The organism is Pedobacter cryophilus, from assembly GCF_005116455.1.
Taxonomy (GTDB): domain Bacteria; phylum Bacteroidota; class Bacteroidia; order Sphingobacteriales; family Sphingobacteriaceae; genus Pseudopedobacter; species Pseudopedobacter cryophilum.
The window spans coordinates 1-22,015 of record NZ_SWBP01000004.1 but is presented as its reverse complement, the minus strand read 5'-3'; the positions used below and the strand labels follow the sequence as shown (position 1 = coordinate 22,015).

Annotated in this window: 24 protein-coding genes; 12 read left to right on the top strand and 12 right to left on the bottom strand. The window is 34.7% G+C overall.

Annotated elements, in window-relative coordinates:
• Positions 1–21: 21 nt before the first annotated feature.
• Genes lepB through FA046_RS11470 form a run of 5 tightly spaced genes read right to left on the bottom strand, consistent with a single transcriptional unit; the run spans position 22 to position 4,242 of the window.
• Complete coding sequence (gene lepB / locus FA046_RS11490; RefSeq protein ID WP_136826674.1) at positions 22–1,122, bottom strand: signal peptidase I; 1,101 nt, start codon at positions 1,120–1,122, stop codon at positions 22–24.
• Between the two features lie 10 nt (positions 1,123–1,132).
• A complete protein-coding gene (gene dapB / locus FA046_RS11485; protein WP_136826673.1) occupies positions 1,133–1,879 on the bottom strand; it encodes a 4-hydroxy-tetrahydrodipicolinate reductase in 747 nt (248 codons plus the stop codon).
• On the bottom strand, positions 1,876–2,508 hold the full coding sequence (locus FA046_RS11480; protein WP_136826672.1) for a DUF5683 domain-containing protein: 633 nt from the start codon (positions 2,506–2,508) through the stop codon (positions 1,876–1,878). The genes dapB and FA046_RS11480 overlap by 4 nt, the downstream gene beginning before the upstream one ends.
• Positions 2,508–3,434 carry a ParB/RepB/Spo0J family partition protein gene (locus FA046_RS11475; RefSeq protein ID WP_136826671.1) on the bottom strand — a complete coding sequence of 309 codons (927 nt, stop codon included), beginning with the start codon at positions 3,432–3,434 and terminating at the stop codon, positions 2,508–2,510. The genes FA046_RS11480 and FA046_RS11475 overlap by 1 nt, the downstream gene beginning before the upstream one ends.
• 4 nt (positions 3,435–3,438) lie before the next feature.
• The gene (locus FA046_RS11470; RefSeq protein WP_136826670.1) at positions 3,439–4,242 is read right to left on the bottom strand and encodes a ParA family protein; all 804 of its coding nucleotides are present in this window, start codon (positions 4,240–4,242) and stop codon (positions 3,439–3,441) included.
• Between the two features lie 168 nt (positions 4,243–4,410).
• Here FA046_RS11470 and FA046_RS11465 point away from each other — a divergent pair, with 168 nt between their 5' ends.
• Both FA046_RS11465 and FA046_RS11460 read left to right on the top strand, forming a co-directional pair.
• Positions 4,411–4,932 carry an NADPH-dependent FMN reductase gene (locus FA046_RS11465; protein ID WP_136826669.1) on the top strand — a complete coding sequence of 174 codons (522 nt, stop codon included), beginning with the start codon at positions 4,411–4,413 and terminating at the stop codon, positions 4,930–4,932.
• 351 nt (positions 4,933–5,283) lie between these two features.
• A complete protein-coding gene (locus FA046_RS11460) occupies positions 5,284–5,928 on the top strand; it encodes a PAS domain-containing protein (RefSeq protein WP_136826668.1) in 645 nt (214 codons plus the stop codon).
• A gap of 3 nt (positions 5,929–5,931) precedes the next feature.
• Here FA046_RS11460 and FA046_RS11455 read toward each other — a convergent pair whose 3' ends face one another.
• On the bottom strand, positions 5,932–6,981 hold the full coding sequence (locus tag FA046_RS11455; RefSeq protein ID WP_136826667.1) for a TerC family protein: 1,050 nt from the start codon (positions 6,979–6,981) through the stop codon (positions 5,932–5,934).
• Positions 6,982–7,953, bottom strand: coding sequence for a polyprenyl synthetase family protein (locus tag FA046_RS11450; protein WP_136826666.1), 972 nt, complete (start codon positions 7,951–7,953; stop codon positions 6,982–6,984). It abuts the gene before it with no gap.
• Positions 7,954–8,089: 136 nt separating this feature from the next.
• On the opposite strand from FA046_RS11450, the gene FA046_RS11445 reads away from it, so the two are divergent.
• Positions 8,090–8,650, top strand: coding sequence for a hypothetical protein (locus tag FA046_RS11445; RefSeq protein WP_136826665.1), 561 nt, complete (start codon positions 8,090–8,092; stop codon positions 8,648–8,650).
• Here FA046_RS11445 and FA046_RS11440 read toward each other — a convergent pair.
• From FA046_RS11440 to FA046_RS11430, 4 genes are all read right to left on the bottom strand, one after another.
• On the bottom strand, positions 8,647–8,886 hold the full coding sequence (locus FA046_RS11440) for a hypothetical protein (protein ID WP_136826664.1): 240 nt from the start codon (positions 8,884–8,886) through the stop codon (positions 8,647–8,649). The two genes, FA046_RS11445 and FA046_RS11440, sit on opposite strands and share 4 nt — an antisense overlap.
• A complete protein-coding gene (gene trxA / locus FA046_RS11435; protein WP_262709957.1) occupies positions 8,883–9,254 on the bottom strand; it encodes a thioredoxin in 372 nt (123 codons plus the stop codon). The genes FA046_RS11440 and trxA overlap by 4 nt, the downstream gene beginning before the upstream one ends.
• Positions 9,244–9,420 (bottom strand): hypothetical protein, encoded by a 177-nt coding sequence (locus FA046_RS17265; RefSeq protein WP_169303357.1) that lies wholly within the window; start codon positions 9,418–9,420, stop codon positions 9,244–9,246. The genes trxA and FA046_RS17265 overlap by 11 nt, the downstream gene beginning before the upstream one ends.
• Before the next feature lie 96 nt (positions 9,421–9,516).
• The gene (locus tag FA046_RS11430) at positions 9,517–10,107 is read right to left on the bottom strand and encodes a class I SAM-dependent methyltransferase (protein ID WP_136826662.1); all 591 of its coding nucleotides are present in this window, start codon (positions 10,105–10,107) and stop codon (positions 9,517–9,519) included.
• A 162-nt stretch (positions 10,108–10,269) separates the two neighbouring features.
• Here FA046_RS11430 and FA046_RS11425 point away from each other — a divergent pair, with 162 nt between their 5' ends.
• The 9 genes from FA046_RS11425 to FA046_RS11385 all read left to right on the top strand — a co-directional run bounded on the left by FA046_RS11425 (position 10,270) and on the right by FA046_RS11385 (position 21,378).
• Positions 10,270–10,953, top strand: coding sequence for a TIGR04282 family arsenosugar biosynthesis glycosyltransferase (locus tag FA046_RS11425; protein ID WP_136826661.1), 684 nt, complete (start codon positions 10,270–10,272; stop codon positions 10,951–10,953).
• 92 nt (positions 10,954–11,045) lie between these two features.
• On the top strand, positions 11,046–11,381 hold the full coding sequence (locus tag FA046_RS11420; RefSeq protein ID WP_136826660.1) for an arsenosugar biosynthesis-associated peroxidase-like protein: 336 nt from the start codon (positions 11,046–11,048) through the stop codon (positions 11,379–11,381).
• A 3-nt stretch (positions 11,382–11,384) separates the two neighbouring features.
• On the top strand, positions 11,385–12,452 hold the full coding sequence (gene arsS / locus FA046_RS11415) for an arsenosugar biosynthesis radical SAM (seleno)protein ArsS (RefSeq protein WP_136826659.1): 1,068 nt from the start codon (positions 11,385–11,387) through the stop codon (positions 12,450–12,452).
• A gap of 239 nt (positions 12,453–12,691) precedes the next feature.
• Positions 12,692–13,747 (top strand): methyltransferase domain-containing protein, encoded by a 1,056-nt coding sequence (locus tag FA046_RS11410; protein ID WP_205943644.1) that lies wholly within the window; start codon positions 12,692–12,694, stop codon positions 13,745–13,747.
• A gap of 34 nt (positions 13,748–13,781) precedes the next feature.
• Positions 13,782–14,468, top strand: coding sequence for a DUF2064 domain-containing protein (locus tag FA046_RS11405; RefSeq protein ID WP_169303356.1), 687 nt, complete (start codon positions 13,782–13,784; stop codon positions 14,466–14,468).
• 50 nt (positions 14,469–14,518) lie between these two features.
• On the top strand, positions 14,519–17,743 hold the full coding sequence (locus tag FA046_RS11400) for a SusC/RagA family TonB-linked outer membrane protein (protein WP_136826655.1): 3,225 nt from the start codon (positions 14,519–14,521) through the stop codon (positions 17,741–17,743).
• Positions 17,744–17,753: 10 nt separating this feature from the next.
• Entirely contained in the window at positions 17,754–19,190 is a 1,437-nt protein-coding gene (locus FA046_RS11395; protein ID WP_136826653.1) for a SusD/RagB family nutrient-binding outer membrane lipoprotein, read from the top strand.
• Complete coding sequence (locus FA046_RS11390) at positions 19,190–20,551, top strand: sodium:solute symporter family transporter (RefSeq protein ID WP_136826650.1); 1,362 nt, start codon at positions 19,190–19,192, stop codon at positions 20,549–20,551. The genes FA046_RS11395 and FA046_RS11390 overlap by 1 nt, the downstream gene beginning before the upstream one ends.
• Positions 20,536–21,378: a metallophosphoesterase family protein gene (locus FA046_RS11385; protein WP_136826648.1), complete on the top strand. Its 843-nt coding sequence runs from the start codon at positions 20,536–20,538 to the stop codon at positions 21,376–21,378. The genes FA046_RS11390 and FA046_RS11385 overlap by 16 nt, the downstream gene beginning before the upstream one ends.
• 213 nt (positions 21,379–21,591) lie before the next feature.
• Here the strand turns inward: FA046_RS11385 and FA046_RS11380 are convergent.
• A partial coding sequence (locus FA046_RS11380; RefSeq protein ID WP_136826647.1) for a T9SS type A sorting domain-containing protein occupies positions 21,592–22,015 on the bottom strand: 424 nt, incomplete at its 5' end.

Here is a 22,015-nt window from a genome sequence, read left to right as displayed (position 1 = left end):
TCTCTTATTATATTTTGAATTTTAATGAATACCCATTAACAATCTGCTCCATCTAATTTTATTGAAAAAGGAAGCATTATCATCCCAGCTCATCCAAACAAATAAAGCTTTTCCTACAATGTGATCTTCGGGCACAAAACCCCAATAGCGTGAATCGGCAGAGTTATGACGGTTATCGCCCATCATCCAATAGTAATTCATTTTGAAAGTGTAAGAATCTGCTTTTTTACCGTTAATAAAAATTTCGCTTCCTTTAATTTCTAATTTATTGCCTTCGTAAACCTCAATTGCTCTGCGATAAACAGGTAAAGAAAGGCTGTCTAATTTCACATTCCAACCAGTTTTAGGAATAATAATTGAACCAAAATTATCTTGATTCCATTGTAAACGAGCGTCATTTGGAAAAACTTCTTGGTGGTAAGAAGCTTGCTCATCAATAATTGGAGATACCGCTTTTACGTTAGAAAATAGTTTGATTTTTTCAATTTCGGCTTTAGGCATGGTAATTACATATTCATCTGTATTTACACGTTCTACATCAGCGTTGATATCTTCTAATGCTTTTGGATTAAAATCAGAGCCATCTGTTTTTACGTAATATTGCGTCTGGCTCATTTCTGGTAAATCAGCTGGTTTTCCGTTGATGTAAACCATTCCGTCTACAATTTTAAGCGTATCACCGGCAATGCCTAAACATCTTTTGATATAATTCTCTCGCTTATCTATTGGGCGACTTAAAGGTGCATCCGCATCCATTGGATAGTTAAAAACTACCACATCATTTCTTTTAATTTCGCTTAAACTGGGCAAACGGTAGTAAGGTAATTTAATGCCATCCCAATACGCTTTGGTGTTTAAAATTGGCATAGTGTGGTGCGCAAAAGGGAAAGCAACCGGAGTAATTGGTGTACGAGCCCCATAATTCACTTTACTTACAAATAGAAAATCGCCTATTAGCAAAGATCTTTCCATAGAACCAGTGGGTATGGTATAAGCTTCAATAAATAAGCCTCTGATTATGGTTGCGGCAATTACTGCAAAAACAATGGCGTCTAACCATTCTCTACTTGCACTTTTTTTCTTTTTTTGTTCTTGTTTTTTCTTCCAGAATTTCCAATTCATTTTTATTGCTTTAGGCTTTAAAATCGTACATATCTTTTACTGAGTAAAAACCATTTTTACCCTTTATCCATTCGGCGGCCAACACAGCACCTAAGGCAAAACCTTGTCTGCCGTGGGCAACGTGTTTTAATTCTATTCTATCTACATCAGAATCATAAATCACAGCGTGTGTACCAGGAACTTCTCCTTCTCGGTAAGATTCTATAATTAGATGTTGAGGTGGATGAACTGTTACAGCTTCTTCATTAGCCTTTACATCAACCCATTCTTTCTTTTGATGGAACTCTTCAATTATATCTTCGGCAATGGTGATGGCTGTGCCACTTGGCGAATCTAATTTGTGAATATGATGAATTTCTTCCATTCCTACATCGTATTGGTCTGAAAATTTATCCATCATTTTAGCTACTAGCTGGTTAATTTGGAAAAATATATTTACCCCAACGCTAAAGTTAGAGCCATACATAACGGAAGAATTCCCCGCCAAACATTCGTCTTTTACTTTTTGTAAATGACCATACCAACCTGTTGTGCCTACAATTAAAGGTGTTTTTGCTTGAATACAAGCCGAAATATTTTGTAAAACAGAGTTAGGCGTACTAAACTCTATAGCCACATCGGCTTTGCTTATGTTTTCTGAATTTAGATCTTGCGCATTGTTTTGATCTATGGTTAAAACAATTTCATGCCCTCTATCTAAAGCAATAGACTCAATCATTTTACCCATTTTACCATAACCTATTAGGGCAATCTTCATAATTTTATATTTAAAGTTAACATGGGCACCGGACTTGGGTAACCCACAGACGAATACGAAGGTATGTAAATTGAAGGTTTTATTTTTATCGATAAATCATCGCTTACATCAAAGGTAGCTAAGCGGGCATCAATGTAGGCGTCTATCATTTGAACGCCGTAAAACAATATAGAACTGTACAAAGTAAGGTCGCGGTTTCTACGGTAAAAATCTTTGGCGCTGTAAATTTGTTCGGCAGAAATTCCTCTATACTCGGGATATAAAAACACTGTTGCTGGATCTGTACCGGGGTTGGCTTTTCTAAACTGACTTTCTTCTAAAAACTTTTTAAAAAGTTGGTTATTAAAGTTGTACACAATCCCCAAACCTACAAAACCACCATAAACTAAGGGTACTTTCCACCATTTTCCGTTTCGGGCTTGTCCCCAACCTGGTATAATGGCCGATCTTAAAACGGCTTTTCTTGGGGGTTGTAGCTTGGTAGAATCTTTAAATAAAGAGAATACTTCTTGACTTACTTTTTTAATGCTTATTCCAGAGGTGTCTTTTTTAACAACAGAATCTTGCTGCTGAGCGTTTAACCGCAAAACACTAAAAAGGAATAAAAATAAAAAACAGTATTTAAGCATTACCAGTCTAGCAATTCTAAGATGCGGGTTAAATCGTCATCAGATAAAAAAGGAATTTCTATGCTTCCTTTTCCACCATCTTGTACTTTCATTTTAATTCTAGTTGCAAATTTAGACGAAAGATCATCCTGAATTTTTTGATATTGAAACGAAATAACTTCGGTTTTCTTTTCTTTGGCAGCAGGTTGTAAACCAGTTTGTTTCATAGACCTCACCATATCTTCTACTTTTCTTACCGAAAGATCTTTATCTAAAATCTCTTGATAAATAAATAGTTGAGTGGCAGTATCGGCAACGTTAATTAATGCTCGGGCATGACCCATAGATATTTTATTATCTCTGATGGAAGCCTGAATAGTTGGTGGCAATTTTAATAAACGTAAATAATTAGTAACTGTAGACCTGTTTTTAGAAACGCGATCCCCCAATTCTTCCTGATTTATAGCACATTCATCAATCATTCTTTGAAAACTTAAAGCCACTTCAATAGCGTTTAAATTTTCTCTTTGAATATTCTCTATCAATGCCATTTCTAGCATTTGCTGATCATCAGCAGTGCGTATATAAGCAGGAATTTCTACCATTCCGGCCATTTTAGAAGCTCTTAACCTACGCTCACCAGATATTAACTGGTAGCTGTTATGCCCCATTTGCCTCACGGTAATAGGCTGTATTAAACCTTGCAATTTGATAGATGATGATAACTCTCTTAAAGCGTCTTCATCAAACTCAAACCTTGGTTGAAAAGGGTTTACCTCTATCTGATTAATTCTGATATGACTGGTTGAGCCAAAAGCTGCGGAAGGATTATCAGTAATAGAACTACGATTATTTCGCTCTATCCCTCCTCCTCTGTTTACTTCCGAAGAATCATTTAATAAGGCGTCTAAACCTCTTCCTAATCCAAATTTTCTTTCTTTACTCATCTTCTTACACCACCTCTGTTTTATCTACAGGATTTTCTTTAGATAAACCGTTATTATTGATAATCTCTCTGGCTAAATTCAAATAATTAATTGCTCCTTTAGAATTGGCATCATGCATAATTACCGATATTCCAAAACTTGGAGCCTCGCTTAAACGCGTATTTCTAGCTATAATGGTGTTAAAAACCAAATCTTCAAAATGCGAACGAACTTCTTCTACCACTTGGTTAGATAAACGTAAACGCACATCATACATGGTTAATAAAATACCTTCTATTTGCAGCTCGGGGTTTAACCTGTTTTGAACAATTTTAATGGTATTAAGCAATTTACCCAAACCTTCTAAGGCAAAATACTCGCATTGTACCGGAATAATCACCGTATCAGCTGCTGTTAAAGCGTTAATTGTGATTAAACCTAGCGAAGGTGAACAATCAATGATAATAAAATCATAATCATTCCTTACCTTTTCTAAAACCGCTTTCATTTTAAATTCGCGGTTGTGCAGGTTAATCATTTCAATTTCTGCACCCACTAAATCTATATGTGCCGGCAATAAATCTAGGTGAGGCGTATCTGTTTTCTGAATCGCATCTCTGGGATCTACATCATTAATAATACACTCGTAAATGCTGGTTTTAATAGTTCGTGGATCAAAACCAATTCCAGAAGTGGAGTTTGCTTGCGGATCAGCATCAACAATTAAAGTTTTAAACTCTAATACGGCTAAACTGGCAGCTAAATTTATAGAAGTAGTAGTTTTACCTACTCCTCCTTTCTGATTGGCAATTGCTATGATTTTACTCATCTAATCATTTCCTTTTTTGAAGCTTGTATATTGTGTGATTTTTAAGCTTAAATATGCTATTTTTTGTACTTTAGACAAGTTTTAGCGCTTTTTCACAAGTCGGCAAGATACAAATTTAAACAATATCTCTTTCCACACGTTAAACCAATTTATAAACAAAACGCATACATGACATTAATTATATCTGGCACCAATAGACCAAACAGCAATACGTATAAACTAGCAAAATATTATCAAAAAACTTTAGCAGAAAAAGGCTTAGAAAGCAATATTTTAGCCCTCACAGATTTGCCCGAAACTTTAATTCATAGTGACTTATACGGCAAAAGAAGTCCCGAATTTCAAAAAATACAAGACCAAGTTACCGCAGCGCAAAAATTCTTATTTATTATACCCGAATATAATGGCAGTTTTCCCGGTATTTTAAAATTATTTATAGATGCTTGTAAATTTCCCGATTCTTTCTTTGATAAAAAAGCGGCTTTAGTAGGATTAGCCACCGGAAAGTATGGCAACGTTAGAGGAATAGAGCATTTTACCGGCGTTTGCAATTATATTAATTTACATGTGTTGCCTTTAAAAATTCATATCCCAGCTATCCATACAGAATTAGATGAAAACGGCGACTTATTTAAAGAAGACACCATCCAATTTACCCACCAACAAATGGATAGATTTATTAAATTTTAAGATTATTTTTTTTTGAAAAGCAGGGCTTGGTGCAATTTATTTGGGCTAGTCCTGCTTTTTCCATAGAATACGGGTTTATTTTAATGGGCTTTTGCTCATCCATTTAGCATCTATAAAAAAATAAACTTCCCCCATTCTACTAAATACGGGTTAGAGCCTCGTAATCTATACGTTACCTTACCTATTAAAACATGTGCAAAAAAATCTAAAAAAGGGACACGTTTTGAGAACATGGGACACTTTGAGACCCATCAGAGTGATATAAAAAAATGACTAATTAACTCTATTCTAATTTAAGAGCCAGTTTAAATAAAATCTTATCTTTTAAATAGAATATTAAATATAGTCATCATGAAAGAACCTTTAAAAAAAGATCTAAAAAGAATTTTAGCCGCCTATCAGGATGCCATCAACCTCAATATTATTTGCTCTATCACAGATGTTGAAGGGAATATCACTTATGTTAATGAAAAATTTTGCGAGAAAAGCCAATATTCTGAAGAGGAATTAATTGGGCAAAATCACAGAATTATCAATTCTGGATTTCATCCTATTACTCTTTTTGAAACCATGTGGCTAACCATAAAAAGCGGTGAAATTTGGCAAGGCGAAGTAAAAAGCAAAGCAAAAGATGGTTCGTTTTTTTGGCTTCATAGTGTGATTATCCCCATTTTTGATGATGATAAAAATATCACACAATTTTTCTCATTACGTTTTCCAATAGACGAAAAGAAAAAAAGAGAAGAGGAAATTCAACAACAAGCAAAGCTAATGGAAGAAATGCTTTTTATGATTTCGCATAAAGTAAGACAACCTATTGCTAATATTTTAGGAATAGCATCATTACTGGATAGTCAGGTGAATTCACCAGATGAAATTATTAAAATGGTAGGTTACATTAAAGAGTCCACAAAATCTTTAGATATTTTCGCTAAAGAATTAACCTCATTTATTGAAGAGACCAAGCGTCAAAAATATAAAGACTTAGCTCAATAAATTTTAGTGCTGCGCTTTCTTTTGAGGAAAAACCAAAGAAGCAACCACACTAATGGTTAATATTCCTAAAATTACAAAAAGAGAATGTACCGTTGTAAAACCCCACTCGGTTAACCAATGGTGAGCCAACATTTTTACTCCAATAAAAACTAATAAAACGGCTAAGCCGGTTTTTAAATAATGGAATTTGTGAATCACATTTACCAAAAGAAAAAACATAGAACGTAAACCCAAAATGGCAAAAATATTAGAAAAAAAGACGATATAAGGGTCTTTGGTGACGGCAAAAATTGCTGGAATAGAATCGACCGCGAAAATTACATCGGTAAACTCTACAATTAACAAGACTAAAAATAGTGGCGTAATAAAACGTTTTCCATCAACTTTATGGAAAAATTTATTACCTACAAATTCTGGAAATACTGCAAAATACCTGGAGGCTAGTTTTACTACTTTATGGTTTTGAGTATCAATTTTCTCGTCATCTTCTTTGTTTACAAACATCATCACTCCAGAATAAATAAGGAATGCACCAAAAAGGTAAAGAATCCATCCAAACTGATTGATTAAGGTTGCCCCAACAAAAATAAACAGGAAACGCATAATTACAGCGCCTAAAATACCCCAAAATAATACCCTGTGATAGTACTTTTCTTTTACACTAAAAGCGCTAAAAATTAATACCATTACAAAAATATTATCTACAGAAAGTGCATATTCTATTACATAACCAGTAAGAAATTCTAAACTGAGATTGGCTTTGTAAATGTTAAGATTCTCTAGAAAATTGTCAGAAGTAAACGTAACATTATGTTGGTATTGAGCAACAATAGTGGTTAATTGTTCTTGATTTTGAATGTTATGGAGCTGTTGCCCTTCTACTTTTAAATAAAAATAAAAGCTCAATGCAAAAGTTACCCAAACCGCACTCATGATGCCCGCCTGTACTAAAGATACCGGTTGATCTTTTTTATGAAAAAGCCCTAAATCTATGGCTAACATTAAAATAATGAACAGTGCAAAAGCACCGAAAAATATGATCTCATTACTCATTTACTTTTTTCTTTGGGTGGTAAATTTTACCAGTTGTTCTAAACTCAATTTTGATTCACTATCTGGAAACGTGGCTAAAATTTCAAAAGCCTTGTTTTGGTATTGTAGCATTTGATCCTCGGCGTAAGCCAAACCACCACTATTTTTTACAAAATCTATAATTTGATTGATCTTTACAGGGTCGTCTTCATGATGCTTCACTAAATTAATCATCTTCTTTTTATCTGATTTAGTGGCTTTGTTTAAGGCGTAAATAAGCGGAAGCGTTACCTTTTTCTCTTTAATATCAATTCCTTTTGGTTTACCCACATCATCTACGCCAAAATCAAAAAGATCGTCTTTTATTTGAAAAGCAATACCAATTTTCTCGCCAAATGCATGCATCAATTGTATGGTTTCTTCGGTTGCGCCGGCAGAAGCGGCTCCGGCAGCACAACAAGATGCAATTAAAGAAGCTGTTTTTTGTCTGATTACTTCGTAATAAACGGCTTCGCTAATATCCATTCTACGTACTTTTTCAATTTGCAGTAATTCGCCCTCACTCATTTGCTGTACCGCATCAGAAACTATTTTAAGCAACCTAAACTCTTGGTTATCTACGGATAGTTGTAAACCTTTAGCTAATAAATAATCGCCTACTAAAACGGCAATCTTGTTTTTCCATAAGGCATTGATAGAGAAAAAACCTCTTCGCTCAAAAGAGTTGTCTACCACATCATCATGCACTAAAGTGGCGGTATGCAAAAGTTCTACTAAAGCTGCGCCACGGTAAGTAGATTCGGTAATTCCGCCACAAACATTTGCGGCAAAAAACACAAACATGGGGCGCATTTGCTTCCCTTTTCTTTTAACAATGTAATGGGTGATGCGATCTAGCAGGGGGACAGAGCTTTGCATAGAAGTTTTAAACTTCTCTTCAAAAGCGTCTATCTCTTTTTCTATGGGTTTTTTAATATCGTCGAGCTTCAGCATTGATGTGGAAACAAGCGTTTTCTGTTTCGGTTTGCAAACATAATGTAAAAAACCGGATTAAATTTCACTGATTTTTCGCTTTAATCATCTGAATGAGCACCTTTATCCGTAATTAAATTAAGAATAAATATAGAATATGAAATCATTAATTAGCACCATTTATTTATTAATTGCTTGTAGCTTAATTTCTTACGCTCAGGAAAACCAAAAAACACCTACAAAACTTAGGTTTTTTAACCGCACAGAATTGAGTTATACCTTTGGCATAAACGAACCTTTCCTGGGCGATAAACCTAATGCTTTACATGTTAAATCTGTTTTTGGCTTTACTTTACCTAAAGTAGGCTTTGGTTTAGGCTTAGAAAACGCTTCTTTTAAATCTACCAATACCAATGGAGGCGCTAATTTTAACACCATTGCTTTTACCGGAAATATTCATTTTTTAGCCAAGCCTATTGAAGAAGATGGCATCAACTTTTTTATTAAAGGTGGTGCTGGCTATGCACCTAGAATTTTTAGAGGCTATGATAAAGGCTTTACTTATGAAGCGGCAACAGGCTTAATTATAACTACCAAAAAAGGCAGTCGTTACTTTTTACAGGGTATTTACCATTACCAGGAAGTGAATGATTTTATATTGTCTAATGGTAAACTTCAAATAAAATCTGTTGGCGCAGGGGTTGGAACTTGGTTTTAAACCAGCGATTCTTTTTTTCTGGTGTTGAGCCAATAAATAGTAGCTACAATTAAATACAACCACGGAATGTTGTGAAAAACTAAATCGGCATAATCTAAAGCTTGCATGTCATTGCCGCCTTGTAAAAGCCATTTTAATTTTTCGAAAGAATGTGGTACCGGAAAATATGGCGTTAAACCTATAGTAACGCAAAGTATTAAAGCTAATTTGACATGATCTGAAGGTTTAAACCTCATGTTTTTGTTTTAATGATATTAAGTAATTGCTGCTTTGGAAAAACACCCGATTGTCTCCATTTTATTTCTCCTTTTTTAAAAAGAATTAATGTGGGTACGCCCTGCACCTGATAAGCTGATGCTGCTTGAGGGTTTTTATCTACGTCAATTTTAAGGATTGTTATTTGATCTCCCAATTCTTTTTTCAAATCTTCTAAAATAGGCGACATGGTTTTACATGGACCGCACCAAGTTGCAAAAAAATCAACCAATACAGGTTGATCTTGATTGATGATTTCTTTAAAATTTGCCATTTTATTTAGTTGGTTAGATAGTTGGTTCGTTAGTTGGTTAGGTTGCTTGTAAAATCTTTGGTCTTTATTCTTTATTCTTGATATACTTTAATATAAACCATTGTACAGCGTCCATATTTAGTGCCAAATAAACTACTATTACAATTAAAACTCCTTTAATTTTACCAAATCTTAACCCTAATAAAATGAGTAAGCTTAAAGCGATGATGTGGCGGTAGATATAGTATTTAGTTGGTTTCAAATTTTATGATGATATTACGTTTTTTAAATTTAACAGCATAGTGCGCAAAGTTTACAGAGTTGAATTGAAAAGTCTTCCTTTAGTCTAAATCTTACCCTATTTCTTAATCAGCTTTACAAACAACTCAGACCCTTGCCTTGGCAAAACCGAGTTATGCGCTTCTTCCATGAGCTCAATTTTAAAATGAGCTTGAAACAATTGCTCATATTCTTCTTTAGAACCGCCAAAAGGAGGTCCTTCAAAAGGAAAAATTTTATTAAACATTAAGCCTACAATTTTTCCGTCTTTAGCAAGCAATTGATGGGCATGTTTTACATAATCAGTTCGCCTAAAAGGATCAATAGCGCAAAAGAAAGTTTGCTCCATCATCAAATCATATTCTCCATGGTGATTAAAAAAATCATCCTGTATTAAATGGAAATGTTGTGAATCAAAACTGGTTAATTTTAGTCTTAAATTATCTAATGCTTTTTGGGCAAAATCAATAACAGTGACATTTTTAAAACCATTTTCTAACAAATAAACGGCTTCATGGGCATTCCCCGCACCCGGAATTAATATGGCAAAATCTTTTTTCTGCAACTGGTTGATGTAGGCTTTTAAAGGCGTAGATATTTCGCCTAAATCCCATCCGGCTTGACCGTTTAAATACCTGTTATTCCAATAATCTGCATCTAATACACTCATCAAAATTTCTTTTAAAAATAATTTCAACCTTTGTCCGTACAAATATAGGAACATGTTCTCATGTATTGTGGAAATGCTATTTACAGTTTAGCAACATTTATTTTTCATATAATGTAAGTATATTGAAACCGTTTACGACTAAACAACGTTACTATATTAAATATGTCTAAATCTGCTATTATACTTTTTGCCAACTTACCAGAGTTTGAAGCTCGGGCTAAAAGTTTTAGTGGGTTTACCGCTCTAAAAGCTACACAAAAGCTTTCAGGTATTTTGACTAAGCATTTTTACAACTTAGCAAAAAAAACTACCGCCCAAGTATTTTTAATTGATACTTACCAGCAAAAAGGAAAAACTTTTGGGGAAAGAATTTCTAACGCTTTCGCTGATGTTTATGCAGAAAGTTTTGACCATGTAGTTTGTATTGGTAATGATTGCCCTGCCTTAACTTTAAATCAACTAGAAAACGCTATTAATCAAACAGAAAAAGGAAAGGTAGTTTTAGGACCAACCTCTGATGGCGGAGCTTACTTAATTGGCATTCCTAAATCGTATTTTAACAGTGCTACTTTTTCTAAAGTTAGCTGGCAAAGTTCAAAAACCTATCTAGATTTAAAAGCAATTTTCGCAAATGTAAATGACAGTTTAGTTGAAACTGATTTGCTGAATGATATTGATGGAGAAAAAGATATTCGCAATTACAGCAATCAAAATCCCTTAATTAAATTATTACTTCAAACGCTAAAAAGCTTTAAAACAGCATTTAATACTGTTTTATATTGCATGAAAGCTGATATACTTTTTATCAGTTCTTTATCTCTAAAAGGCCCGCCCCTGTTTGGCTAAACTCTCTGATATTCATTTACAGAGCAACTTATTCTTTCAACAATCATTCAATTCTCGTTTCATTATCACAATGATTTGATTAAAAAAATATCATGGCTAAAAATTATTTCGATCCGGAAGACCTCAAAAAATTCGGAAATATTACAGAATTTCAAGAAGTATTAGGCAAAAAATTCTTCGATTATTATGGCGAAGTTTTTAAAGAAGGTGCATTAACTGTTAGGGAAAAATCTTTGATTGCTTTAGCGGTTTCTCATGCAGTACAATGTCCTTATTGTATTGATGCTTACTCTTCAGATTGCTTAAAAAAAGGCGCTGATGAAGAGCAAATGATGGAAGCCATACATGTAGCCGCAGCAATAAAAAGCGGTTCTACTTTAGTTTATGGGGTACAAATGATGAATCATGTTAAAGATCAAACCATGTAAATTATGGGTGTTAAACAAATTTCAAAATCATTAAAAGCAACTGGAAACGCTTTAGACAGCACTTTTTACCAGTTAAAAGTTTTATCTCAAAAGGATTTACAAGATGATGTTTATGAAAATTTTAGTCATAAACTAAAGTCTTTGGATGTTAAAGAAATAAAGCCTACTCATTTGGAAATTTTCCAAATCAACATTGGCAAGCTTTGTAACCAAACCTGCTCTCATTGCCATGTAGATGCTGGTCCGGATAGAAAAGAAGAAAACATGTCGTTTGAAACTTTAGAAAGATGTTTGTATCTCATCAAAACCTATGGCTTTAAAACCGTAGACATTACAGGTGGTGCACCAGAAATGAATGCTCATTTTAGATGGTTTGTTGAAGAATGCACCCAAGCAGGTGTAAAAGTGATTGTAAGGTGTAACCTGACCATCATTAAAGCGAACAAAAAATATGCTGATTTACCTGAGTTTTTTGCAGCCAACAAAGTATATGTAGTTTCTTCTTTACCTCACTTCTCGGCCGCAAGAACTGATGCTCAACGTGGCGATGGCGTTTTTGAAGATTCTATATCGGCATTGCAAATGTTAAATGCGGTTGGTTATGGTAAAGAAGGTTCGGGATTAGTTATTGATCTTGTTTTCAATCCATCTGGAGCATTTTTACCTGGAGATCAGGCATCGCTGGAAAGTGAATTTAAAAGACAATTGAAAAGAAAATTCGACATTGTTTTTAACAGTTTATATGCCATTACCAATTTACCTATCAGCAGGTTTTTAGATTATTTGTTGGAAACTGGGAAGTACTTAGAATATATGCACAAGCTGGTAGAAGCTTTTAATCCGGCTACTTTAGAAGGATTGATGTGTAAAAACACGATTAGTATTAGTTGGGATGGTTATCTATATGATTGTGATTTTAACCAAATGCTAGACCTAAAATTTACTGGGAAGGCTAAACATATCAATGATTTTGATGTGGAAGAAATTATGAACAGAAAAATTATTATAAATAACCATTGCTATGGCTGTACGGCTGGTGCTGGAAGTAGTTGTGGAGGCGAGATAGCTTAAGGGAGTTTTGGATATTTAATAATTAACCACAGAGAACACTAAGAAAGTAGAATAATTAAACTATGAAAAGCGCAAAGATGATCATATTTTAAATCTCTGTGACCTCTGAGAACTCTGTGGTAAAAAAATTCAAACCACAGAGAGCGCAAAGTACACGGAGCTGGGTGGAAAGAAAAATCAGATAACACATTTTAAATCTCTGTGCCCTCCGTGGTTAAAAAAAATTAAAACAAAAAAAGATGTCAAATACCATTCACAAAGAAGTTCAGAATTACTACGGTAAAGAATTACAACAAACATCTGATTTAAAAACTAATGCTTGTTGTACCCTAACTGCTCCTCCGAAGCATATTATGGAGGCTTTAAGAAATGTTCATGATGAAGTACATGCTAAATATTACGGTTGCGGATTAACCATACCAAACCAATTAGAAGGTTTACGCATTTTGGATTTAGGATCTGGTAGTGGTAGAGATTGCTACATTGCAGCACAATTAGTTGGCGAAAATGGCGCTGTTGTTGGAGTTGACATGACGGATGAACAACTAGCTGTTGCCAATAAACATTTAGAATATCATAGAGAGAATTTTGGGTATCAAAAATCTAACGTCACTTTTATAAAAGGAAACATTGAGCATTTAGATGAATTAGGTTTTGAACCAGAAAGTTTCGATTTAATTATTTCTAATTGCGTAATAAACCTAGCTACTGATAAACAAAAAGTATTAAGTGATGCCTTTAAGTTGTTAAAAAAGGGTGGAGAAATGTATTTTTCTGATGTTTACGCCGATAGACGTTTTCCTAAAATTTTACAAAACAATCCAATTCTTTGGGGCGAATGTTTAAGTGGTGCTTTATACTGGAACGACTTTTTAAACTACACCAAAAACGCTGGTTTTACTGACCCTAGAGTGGTTGAAAACAAACCCATCAGCGTAAGCAATCAAGAAATTGAAGCCTTAATGGGCGATATCAAAGTTTTTTCTGTGACTTATAGATTATTCAAAATTGAAGGCTTAGAAAGTGATTGCGAAGATTATGGGCAAGCGGTAGCATATAAAGGGAACATCTTAGAATCTGCAAATGCTTTTGATTTAGATGATCATCATAACTTCCCAAAAGGAAAAGTAATGCCTGTTTGTGGCAACACTTATAAAATGTTATTTGATACCCGTTACCGTGATGCTTTTGATTTTTATGGAACTTGGGACACCCATTACGGAATTTTTGAAGGTTGCGGAGGTAAAATGCCATTTAATGCAAATTCATCTTCAACTAGCGAATCTTGTTGTTAAAATAACTCGTAAGTCTGAAATATAAATTAATTACTTGAAGCTTTTAAACACACATTTTAAACAAACTTGCATTCTGTATTTTACTACGGGAGCTAACAGCAGCAAATCTTTTTCTAATCAAAAGAATAAGAACACGGCTATACAAAAAGCTTTGTTTAAAAAAACTTTAAAAGAAATTAGGCAAACCCAGCTTAATTATGTGGTTACTGATGGGAAAGCAAAGGGAAATGATTTTGAAAGTAGAATAAAAAGTGCTGTTGAAGAGGTTTTCCTAAAAGGCTATCAAAACATTGTGATTGTTGGCGATGATACGCCCCAATTATCTGCTCAAAATTTACTGTTTGCCGCCAAAAAAATTGCTGATAAAGAAGTTATTATCGGTGAGTCTGAAGATGGTGGTGCTTACCTCATTGCTTTTAACAAACAGCAATTTTACCAAGGAATTTTAGAAAACTTACCTTGGCAAACAAACCAATTTTACCAAAGCCTTTTATGTAATATTAAAAGCGGCAGCTTAAGCCATCAAACTTTACCTGTTTTACAAGATTTAGATGATTCTTTAGCTGTTCATCTTTTTATAAATAAATTTACTTCCTTAAAATTTGCTCAGCTTTTAAAGCATATATATATTCATCAAAAATTTGCGGTTTTCATCAGTACTTTAATAGATGAAAAACCTATTTGCTATATAAAAGATAGGGCTCCTCCCCTAGCAGCCTAAGATTATTTTATAAACAACTCATTAATTTCTTTTATATCAATTAAAATCGAATGAAAATATTCTTTACGATTATTATCTCCTTTTTGCTCCTAAATTCTGCTGTCGCTCAGCAAAATATCAGAATAAAGGGAACTATTACAGACCAAGTTACCGGTGAGAAAATCATCGGCGTAAGCATTAAAGAAAAAAATATTGCTGGCAACGGAACAGTATCAGATCAAGATGGAAAATTCACGCTATTGGTTTCTAATACCAATGCTAAACTAATTGTCAGTTATATTGGCTATGCCACAAAAGAAGTATCAGTTACTACTAATGCTGATTTAGTAATTAGCTTAAATCCAGGTTTATTACTGAATGAAACCGTGGTGACGGCCTTGGGTTTAGAACGGGAATCTAAATCATTAGGTTATAACGTTCAACAAGTGAGTGCTAAAGAAATTACCGCTGTAAAATCAGTCAACTTTTTAGATAATTTAACTGCAAAAGTAGCTGGAGTAACCATTACACAAGGCGCTAGCGGAGTAGGTTCTACTTCTAAAATTGTAATAAGAGGAGAAAGTTCTTTTGCCAATAACAATCCATTATTTGTGGTAGATGGAATCCCAATTAACAATAATTCTATCATCCCCAGAACGGTAGAAACGCCATCAAGTTTTCAAGCCATAGATTTTGGAAACGGCGCCATGGATGTAAATCCAGATGATATTGCTTCTGTTTCTATTTTAAAAGGAGCTGCCGCAGCTGCACTTTATGGAAGTAGAGCAGCAAACGGCGTCATCATTATCAATACCAAAGACGGAAGCGACAGTAAAGGTTTTGGTGTAAGCTTTAATACTTCTACTACCATAGAAAGTGCGTTTAAATTACCCGAATTTCAAAATCTATACGGACAAGGAAATGGCGGTTTATTTGCCTTTAAAGATGGCTTAGGTGGTGGCATTAATGATGTTTTAACCTATTCTTACGGGCCTAGATTAGATCAAGGAACTTTAGTAGCGCAATATGATAGTCCGGTAACTTTACCTGATGGCCGTATAGTAAGAGGTGGCGATTTAGCCTTATACAATAATTTACCAATTACGCCAACGCCATTTATTTCTCATCCTGATAATCTGAAAAACTTCTTCGAAACTGGTAAAACCTTTACCAGTAACCTGGCTTTTAGCGGTAAATATGATAAAGGAAATTACCGTTTATCTTATACAGATTTACGAAGCGAATCTATCATTCCGGGGAGTAATTATTTAAGAAAAAATGTATCGGCAAATTTGAATTTCAAACCTGTTGAAAAACTGAGCTTTAAATCAACCATTATTTACCAAAATGCAAAAAGTGATAACAGACCATCAAGTGGTTACGGATCTGAGAATTTACAGTACGGTTTACTGGCTTGGTTACCCAGATCTTTAGACCTAGAGCCTTTAAAAAACTACTGGCAAACAGGCCTAGAAGGCTTAAATAACTATTCTTACAATTACGCATATTTTGATAATCCTTATTTCATTTTAAAAGAAAATCGAAATGAGCTAAATAGAGACCGAGTATTTGGAAATATTGCTTTAAAATATGACTTTTTGCCTAATCTTTTTGTGCAATTAAGAACCGGAATGGATTTCAGCAATGATGCCCGCAGATTGTTGAGACATTACAGTACCAATCGTTTCAAAACTGGTGCTTACGGCGAACAAGATGTGTTTTTTAGAGAAATAAATACCGATGTATTGGTAAACTACAGTAAAAAAATTAATGATTTTGGCCTAGACCTTTCTGTTGGTGGCAACCAAATGAATCAGGATTTTAAAAGCTCACAAACCCAAACATCAGCTTTAGCACAACCCGCTTTGTTTACTTTGGCTAATGCGGCAAATCCTTTAGAAATATTTACAAATACCACAAAAAAGAGAATCAATAGTGTTTATGGCATTGCTAAATTCAGCTATAAAAACTATTTATTTGTGGATGTTACAGGTAGAAATGATTGGTCGAGTGCATTGGCAACACCGCAAAGTACCGCCAATACTTCTTTCTTCTACCCTTCTGTTTCTACAAGTTTTGTGTTTTCAGAATTGGTGAAAATTCCTAAAGTATCTTTCGCAAAGTTGAGAGTAAGTTATGCGCAAATTGGTAATGATACCGATCCTTACCAAACGGCTGGTGCCTTTATCCCAGCTACACCTTACAACAGTGCACCAACCCTTTCTGATCAAAACATTATTGCCAACCCAAATTTACTGCCCGAACAAACAAAATCTATAGAATTGGGTGCTGACATTCGCTTTTTTGGAGATAGATTAGGCATTGATGCCACTTATTATAACGCTTTAACAGAGAATCAAATTCTTTCCTTACCTGTTTCATTATCTACAGGTTATACGCAAAGAGTAACCAACGGTGGCTCGGTAAGATCTAAAGGCGTGGAGTTGATGGTGAATGTAATACCTGTTTTATCTAAAAATTTTAGATGGAATACTACTTTAAATTTTAGCAAGAATGTAGCTAAAGTAGAGTCCTTGCCTGATGGCGCAAAACGTTTGACTTTGGCTTACGCCCGAGTTTATGACAGCCCTAATCAATCTGTTTATTATATAGCCGAAGAAGGTGGACGAATTGGAGACCTTTGGGGAACAGGATATTTAAAAAATAGTGATGGAAAATTCATTGTTAACAGCAGTGGAAATTTAATTGCAGATAACACTTTAAAAAAATTGGGTAATTATAATCCCGATTTTATGTTGGGCTTTAACAACACTTTTAGCTACAAACAATTTGATTTTGGATTTTTATTTGATTGGCGTCAAGGTGGCATTTTAGTATCCAGAACTTTGGCTTTGGCCGGAGTTGCTGGTCAGTTAAAAGAAACAGAAAATCGCCCAACTGAAGGTTTAGTTTTTGATGCAGTGGTAAATACAGGCACAACCGCTAACCCCGTTTATGTTCAAAATACAAAAGCCGTAAGTGCCGAAAGTTATTACCGTCAGTTTTATGATCGTAACCACGAGGAAAACAATACTTATGATGCTTCTTATCTAAAACTGCGTCAGTTTAATGTGGGTTATACTTTTGATAAAGCCTTGCTTGCCAAAACCTTTCTAAAAAATGTACAACAGTTAAAACTATCCTTTATTGGTAGAAACATTTTTGCCATTTCAGAAATCCCTCATTTTGATCCAGAACAAATGGCGCTACAAGGAAACAAATTTTTAAATGGTGTAGAGGATATGTCTTATCCAAGCACCAGAAGTTTTGGTTTGAGTTTAAATGTTAATTTTTAAGTTTATCACGATGAAAAAATATATCATCTTATTAATAGCCACTTTAGGTTTTGCATCTTGCAACAAAGACCTAAGCGAGATCAATACCAATCCAAATTCGCCCATTGATGCGCAACCTTCACTTTTATTCAGAAAAGTATTGTTTGATTATGGCGAGCAAATGTCTTTTGAAGGTTTTGATGCCGGGAATCTTTTGGGACAATATTTCACCATGATAGATTTTAATAATTTTGACCGACATGCCCTTGCAGAACCTTTATATGCAGGCAATCCATGGCCAATTTTATTCAGAAACCTTCGCGATAATGAGATTATCCTGCAAAAGGCAAATGAAAATAACATCTTTTTAGTTTATAAAGGTCCCGCTTTGGTGATGAAAGCCTACATGACAGCAGCCTTAACAGATTTATATGGCGATGTCCCTTATAGCGAAGCTTTGCAGGGAAAATTCGAAATATTTTCTCCTAAATATGACAAGCAAGAAGATATTTATAATGGGCCAAATGGCATTTTAAAAAACCTGGAAAATGCCATCACCGCAATGGAAAGTTATAACGGCGCTGCAAAATTAGATGGCGATATTGTTTATAGCGGTAATCTTCAAAATTGGATAAGATTTGCAAATTCTTTAAGAATTAAATACCTGATGCGTATTTCTGATAAAGTAAATGTAGCTGCCCAATTACAAAGCATTTATACCAACGGAAAATACATTGGCGCAAATTCTCAAAATGCAGTTTTTAAATTCTCGGCTTCGCCACCAAATAACTTTAGAATTACTACGGCTAGAGCTGGTGATTATAATTTATACATCATGTCTAAAACGGCTGAAGAGATTTTTAAGAATTATAATGACCCCAGAATTTCTTTATTCTATCGCCCAACTGCAACCAATTCCGTAAACTTTACAGGTTTGCAAAACGGACCAGATGCAGCATCAAGTCCGGTAACATTGGCTAATTACAGTTTAACAGGGAGAATTTTCAGAGAAGATGGCGTAAATTTAAAATACAATTACAGCACAGCATGGGAAACCAACTTCTTTTTAGCAGAAGCCGCTCAAAAAGGATTGATTACTGCATCGGCGAAAGCCTTATATGATTTAGGCGTTACCCAAGGTTTTGAATACTGGAATGTAACCATGCCAACAAGCTATTTAACTGTAGGAACAGCCGTTTTTAATCCCGCTTCCGCAGATGCCATTAAACAAATTATCACCCAAAAATGGATTCCAAATACTATTAATGGTTATGAAGGATGGATTGAATACAGAAGAACAGGTTTCCCAGTTTTGAAACCAGTTTTAGCCAGCAGAAATAATGGTATTTATCCGGTTCGTATGCCTTATCCTCAGGAAGAATCCACTTTAAATGTCGATAATTACAAAACTGCGGCAACCGCAACAAACAACAACAGTATCAACGCTAAAGTATGGTGGGATAATTAATGGAAAATTCAACGGTAATCATTCTTCAATGGAGCTTTATTATATTATCAAGCGTTTTGATATTTGCACTAGCCCCGTTAGCCAAAACAACCAAAGATTTTTTCTACGGCACTAAAAACGACAAACAACCCAATGCGCTGCTGTTAACCAGTAGTTTAGTGATTAGCTGGATATTTGCCAAATCTATAACCAACGTAGCTAATTTAGGTTTGAGTTTTGGTTTGGTTGGCGTGTTTTCTTATGCGGCTTATTACCTTTCTTTTTTGGTGGCTGGCTTAGTAATTTATAAAATGAGAATAAATGGTGGATTTAAAAGTATCCACCATTTTATTGGCTCTAAATATGGCAAAGGGGCTTTGTATCTTTTCTCTATTTTGATTGCTTTTAGGTTATTTAACGAGGTTTGGTCTAACACCATGGTGATTGGAACTTACTTTGGCGATGCTGGCTCTACTCCTTATTATGTTTCTATTGTAGTATTTACTTTATTGACGCTGGCTTATGCTTTAAAAGGCGGAATGAGCACTTCTATACTCACCGACGTGATTCAAATGCTTTTATTTGGCGTATTGCTTACCTCTATTTTAAGCTTCATTCTCCCAGAAATGAAAGGCGATTTAAAACCCATTTATCAATCGGGCACTTGGAGCATGGCCACAGGTGGGAATTTAATTTTGGTAGCATTATTACAATGTTTTAGTTATCCTTTTCACGATCCGGTTTTAACCGATAGAGGCTTTATCACCTCTCCAAAAGTGACTTTAAAATCTTTTATTTGGGCAACTGTAATAGGTGTGCTTTGTATTTCATTATTTGGTATCGTAGGAATTTTTGCACAAAGCAAAGGAATGAGCGGGCAAGCAACCGTAGAAGTGGCTAAATTTTTTGGACCAGTGATGTTACTCATCATGAACTTTATTATGGTTACTTCTGCAGCTTCAACTTTAGATTCGGCTTTTTCATCTTTTTCTAAACTATATAATATTGATATTTTTCCTCATAAAGAATTAAAAATTAGTAAAGGAAGACTTTCTATGGTTGCCTTAACCATTTTAGGCACCATTCCCATTTTTTTTAAACCCGAAATTTTATCTGCCACCACAATTAGTGGCACCATGGTAATTGGTTTGGCGCCTATATTTTTATTCTGGAATAAAAATATGCCCAAATTCTCTTTTTATGCCCCTGTAATTTTTGGATTATTGATGGGTTTACTCATCGTTTTTGAATGGGTACCAAAAACTTGGATATTTACCGACGGAAAATATAATGACTTATTAGGTGTTAATTTATGGGGGAGTTTAATTTGTTTCATTCTGTTTTTTATTCCTCAAACCAATAAATTATGGCAGAAAAGTTAAAGCATCTTTCGCCTTTAAAAGGTAAGATTTTAGTTTTTGGAGGTGTTTATTCTAATCTTCAAGCTTTAGAAGCCATTCAAAATTTGGCTTTAGCCGAAGGAATTGCTCCCGAAAATATCATTTGTACTGGTGATATTGTAGCTTATTGCGCTCAGCCTAAAGCATGTTTAGAATTGATTAAAAATTGGAAAATAAATACTATTGCTGGTAATGTAGAACTTAACCTTTGCGAAGGAGATAATGATTGTGGCTGTAATTTTTCTGAAGGAAGCAGATGCGATACTTTCGCCAGACAATGGTATCCTTATCTTCAACAAGAGTTAAATCAAGAAGATTTAGATTGGATGGCCACTTTACCCGAGTTTTTATTCTTTGAATACTCAGGTAAAAAGGTTTCCGTTTTGCATGGTTCTTTTTTTAATACCTCCGAGTTTATTTTTAAATCGATCCCCTGGAATATAAAACATAAAAACTTTGAAGCTTTAAAAGCCGATGTAATTTTAGCAGGACACTGTGGAATACCCTTTGCTGACGAAAATAATGGCAAACTTTGGCTAAACGCTGGAGTAATTGGAATGCCCGCAAATGATGGAACTCCAAAAGTTTGGTATGCTTTATTAAATGATACCAATGGAACTTTCACTTATGAAATTCGCAGTTTAAATTATGATTTTGAAACTGCAGCTGTTTTAATGAAAAATAAACCTCTCCCTCAAACTTACGCCGAAACGCTAAAAACCGGTATTTGGGATAACTGTGAAATTTTACCAGAAATTGAAGCCTCTTTACAAGGAAAAACTATTGATTTTTTAGGCGCTACAGGATAACTATTTTATTTGGGCGTTCGGGCGGGTTTTACGCTACCTACCTGCCGCAGGCAAGGTATCTTTTTGTTAAAAAAACAAAAAGGATGCCGCTTCACCCCCTAACGCTCCTACCATTTCACAACATTCAGCAAAAAATAACACTCCATTTTTACCCATAAAAAAAGAGTCCCAATTTCTCGGGACTCTTTAAGCATTAATGAATTTGTTTTGACCTTAGTCTTTCATAATCACTTTAAAGTTTTTCACTTCTTTTGAAGTAATCAATCTAAAGAAATATGTTCCGGCTGAGATGTTCTGTCCGTTAAACTGTACTTCGTAAGTGGTTTGTGCATTCGCATTCCCTTTAAACAAGCTCTGGATTTTGGTGCCTTTTAGATCGTAAATATCTAATACTGCATTGTCTTCCTGGTAAGGGATGCTGAAACTTACCGTGGTTTGTCTTGCAAATGGATTTGGATAAGCCACTAATTTTGATGGCTCTTCTATCAATTTAAAGCTTACTTCCGTTTGATCTTTAGCTGTATTTACACTGTTTACTGCAAAGATCGCTGGTGCTGCAACCGCTGCGCTGCAACTAAAGCCATTCCAGTTTACATTCTTCTCACTGCTTTCTACTTTCTCTGCAATGAACATTCCT

What these genes read in the sequence shown, in the direction of transcription:
- lepB (WP_136826674.1), bottom strand. Translation starts at nt 1,122, where the DNA reads ATGAATTGGAAATTCTGGAAGAAAAAACAAGAACAAAAAAAGAAAAAA.
- dapB (WP_136826673.1), bottom strand. Translation starts at nt 1,879, where the DNA reads ATGAAGATTGCCCTAATAGGTTATGGTAAAATGGGTAAAATGATTGAG.
- FA046_RS11480 (WP_136826672.1), bottom strand. Translation starts at nt 2,508, where the DNA reads ATGCTTAAATACTGTTTTTTATTTTTATTCCTTTTTAGTGTTTTGCGG.
- FA046_RS11475 (WP_136826671.1), bottom strand. Translation starts at nt 3,434, where the DNA reads ATGAGTAAAGAAAGAAAATTTGGATTAGGAAGAGGTTTAGACGCCTTA.
- FA046_RS11470 (WP_136826670.1), bottom strand. Translation starts at nt 4,242, where the DNA reads ATGAGTAAAATCATAGCAATTGCCAATCAGAAAGGAGGAGTAGGTAAA.
- FA046_RS11465 (WP_136826669.1), top strand. Translation starts at nt 4,411, where the DNA reads ATGACATTAATTATATCTGGCACCAATAGACCAAACAGCAATACGTAT.
- FA046_RS11460 (WP_136826668.1), top strand. Translation starts at nt 5,284, where the DNA reads ATGAAAGAACCTTTAAAAAAAGATCTAAAAAGAATTTTAGCCGCCTAT.
- FA046_RS11455 (WP_136826667.1), bottom strand. Translation starts at nt 6,981, where the DNA reads ATGAGTAATGAGATCATATTTTTCGGTGCTTTTGCACTGTTCATTATT.
- FA046_RS11450 (WP_136826666.1), bottom strand. Translation starts at nt 7,953, where the DNA reads ATGCTGAAGCTCGACGATATTAAAAAACCCATAGAAAAAGAGATAGAC.
- FA046_RS11445 (WP_136826665.1), top strand. Translation starts at nt 8,090, where the DNA reads ATGAAATCATTAATTAGCACCATTTATTTATTAATTGCTTGTAGCTTA.
- FA046_RS11440 (WP_136826664.1), bottom strand. Translation starts at nt 8,886, where the DNA reads ATGAGGTTTAAACCTTCAGATCATGTCAAATTAGCTTTAATACTTTGC.
- FA046_RS11430 (WP_136826662.1), bottom strand. Translation starts at nt 10,107, where the DNA reads ATGAGTGTATTAGATGCAGATTATTGGAATAACAGGTATTTAAACGGT.
- FA046_RS11425 (WP_136826661.1), top strand. Translation starts at nt 10,270, where the DNA reads ATGTCTAAATCTGCTATTATACTTTTTGCCAACTTACCAGAGTTTGAA.
- FA046_RS11420 (WP_136826660.1), top strand. Translation starts at nt 11,046, where the DNA reads ATGGCTAAAAATTATTTCGATCCGGAAGACCTCAAAAAATTCGGAAAT.
- arsS (WP_136826659.1), top strand. Translation starts at nt 11,385, where the DNA reads ATGGGTGTTAAACAAATTTCAAAATCATTAAAAGCAACTGGAAACGCT.
- FA046_RS11410 (WP_205943644.1), top strand. Translation starts at nt 12,692, where the DNA reads ATGTCAAATACCATTCACAAAGAAGTTCAGAATTACTACGGTAAAGAA.
- FA046_RS11400 (WP_136826655.1), top strand. Translation starts at nt 14,519, where the DNA reads ATGAAAATATTCTTTACGATTATTATCTCCTTTTTGCTCCTAAATTCT.
- FA046_RS11395 (WP_136826653.1), top strand. Translation starts at nt 17,754, where the DNA reads ATGAAAAAATATATCATCTTATTAATAGCCACTTTAGGTTTTGCATCT.
- FA046_RS11390 (WP_136826650.1), top strand. Translation starts at nt 19,190, where the DNA reads ATGGAAAATTCAACGGTAATCATTCTTCAATGGAGCTTTATTATATTA.
- FA046_RS11385 (WP_136826648.1), top strand. Translation starts at nt 20,536, where the DNA reads ATGGCAGAAAAGTTAAAGCATCTTTCGCCTTTAAAAGGTAAGATTTTA.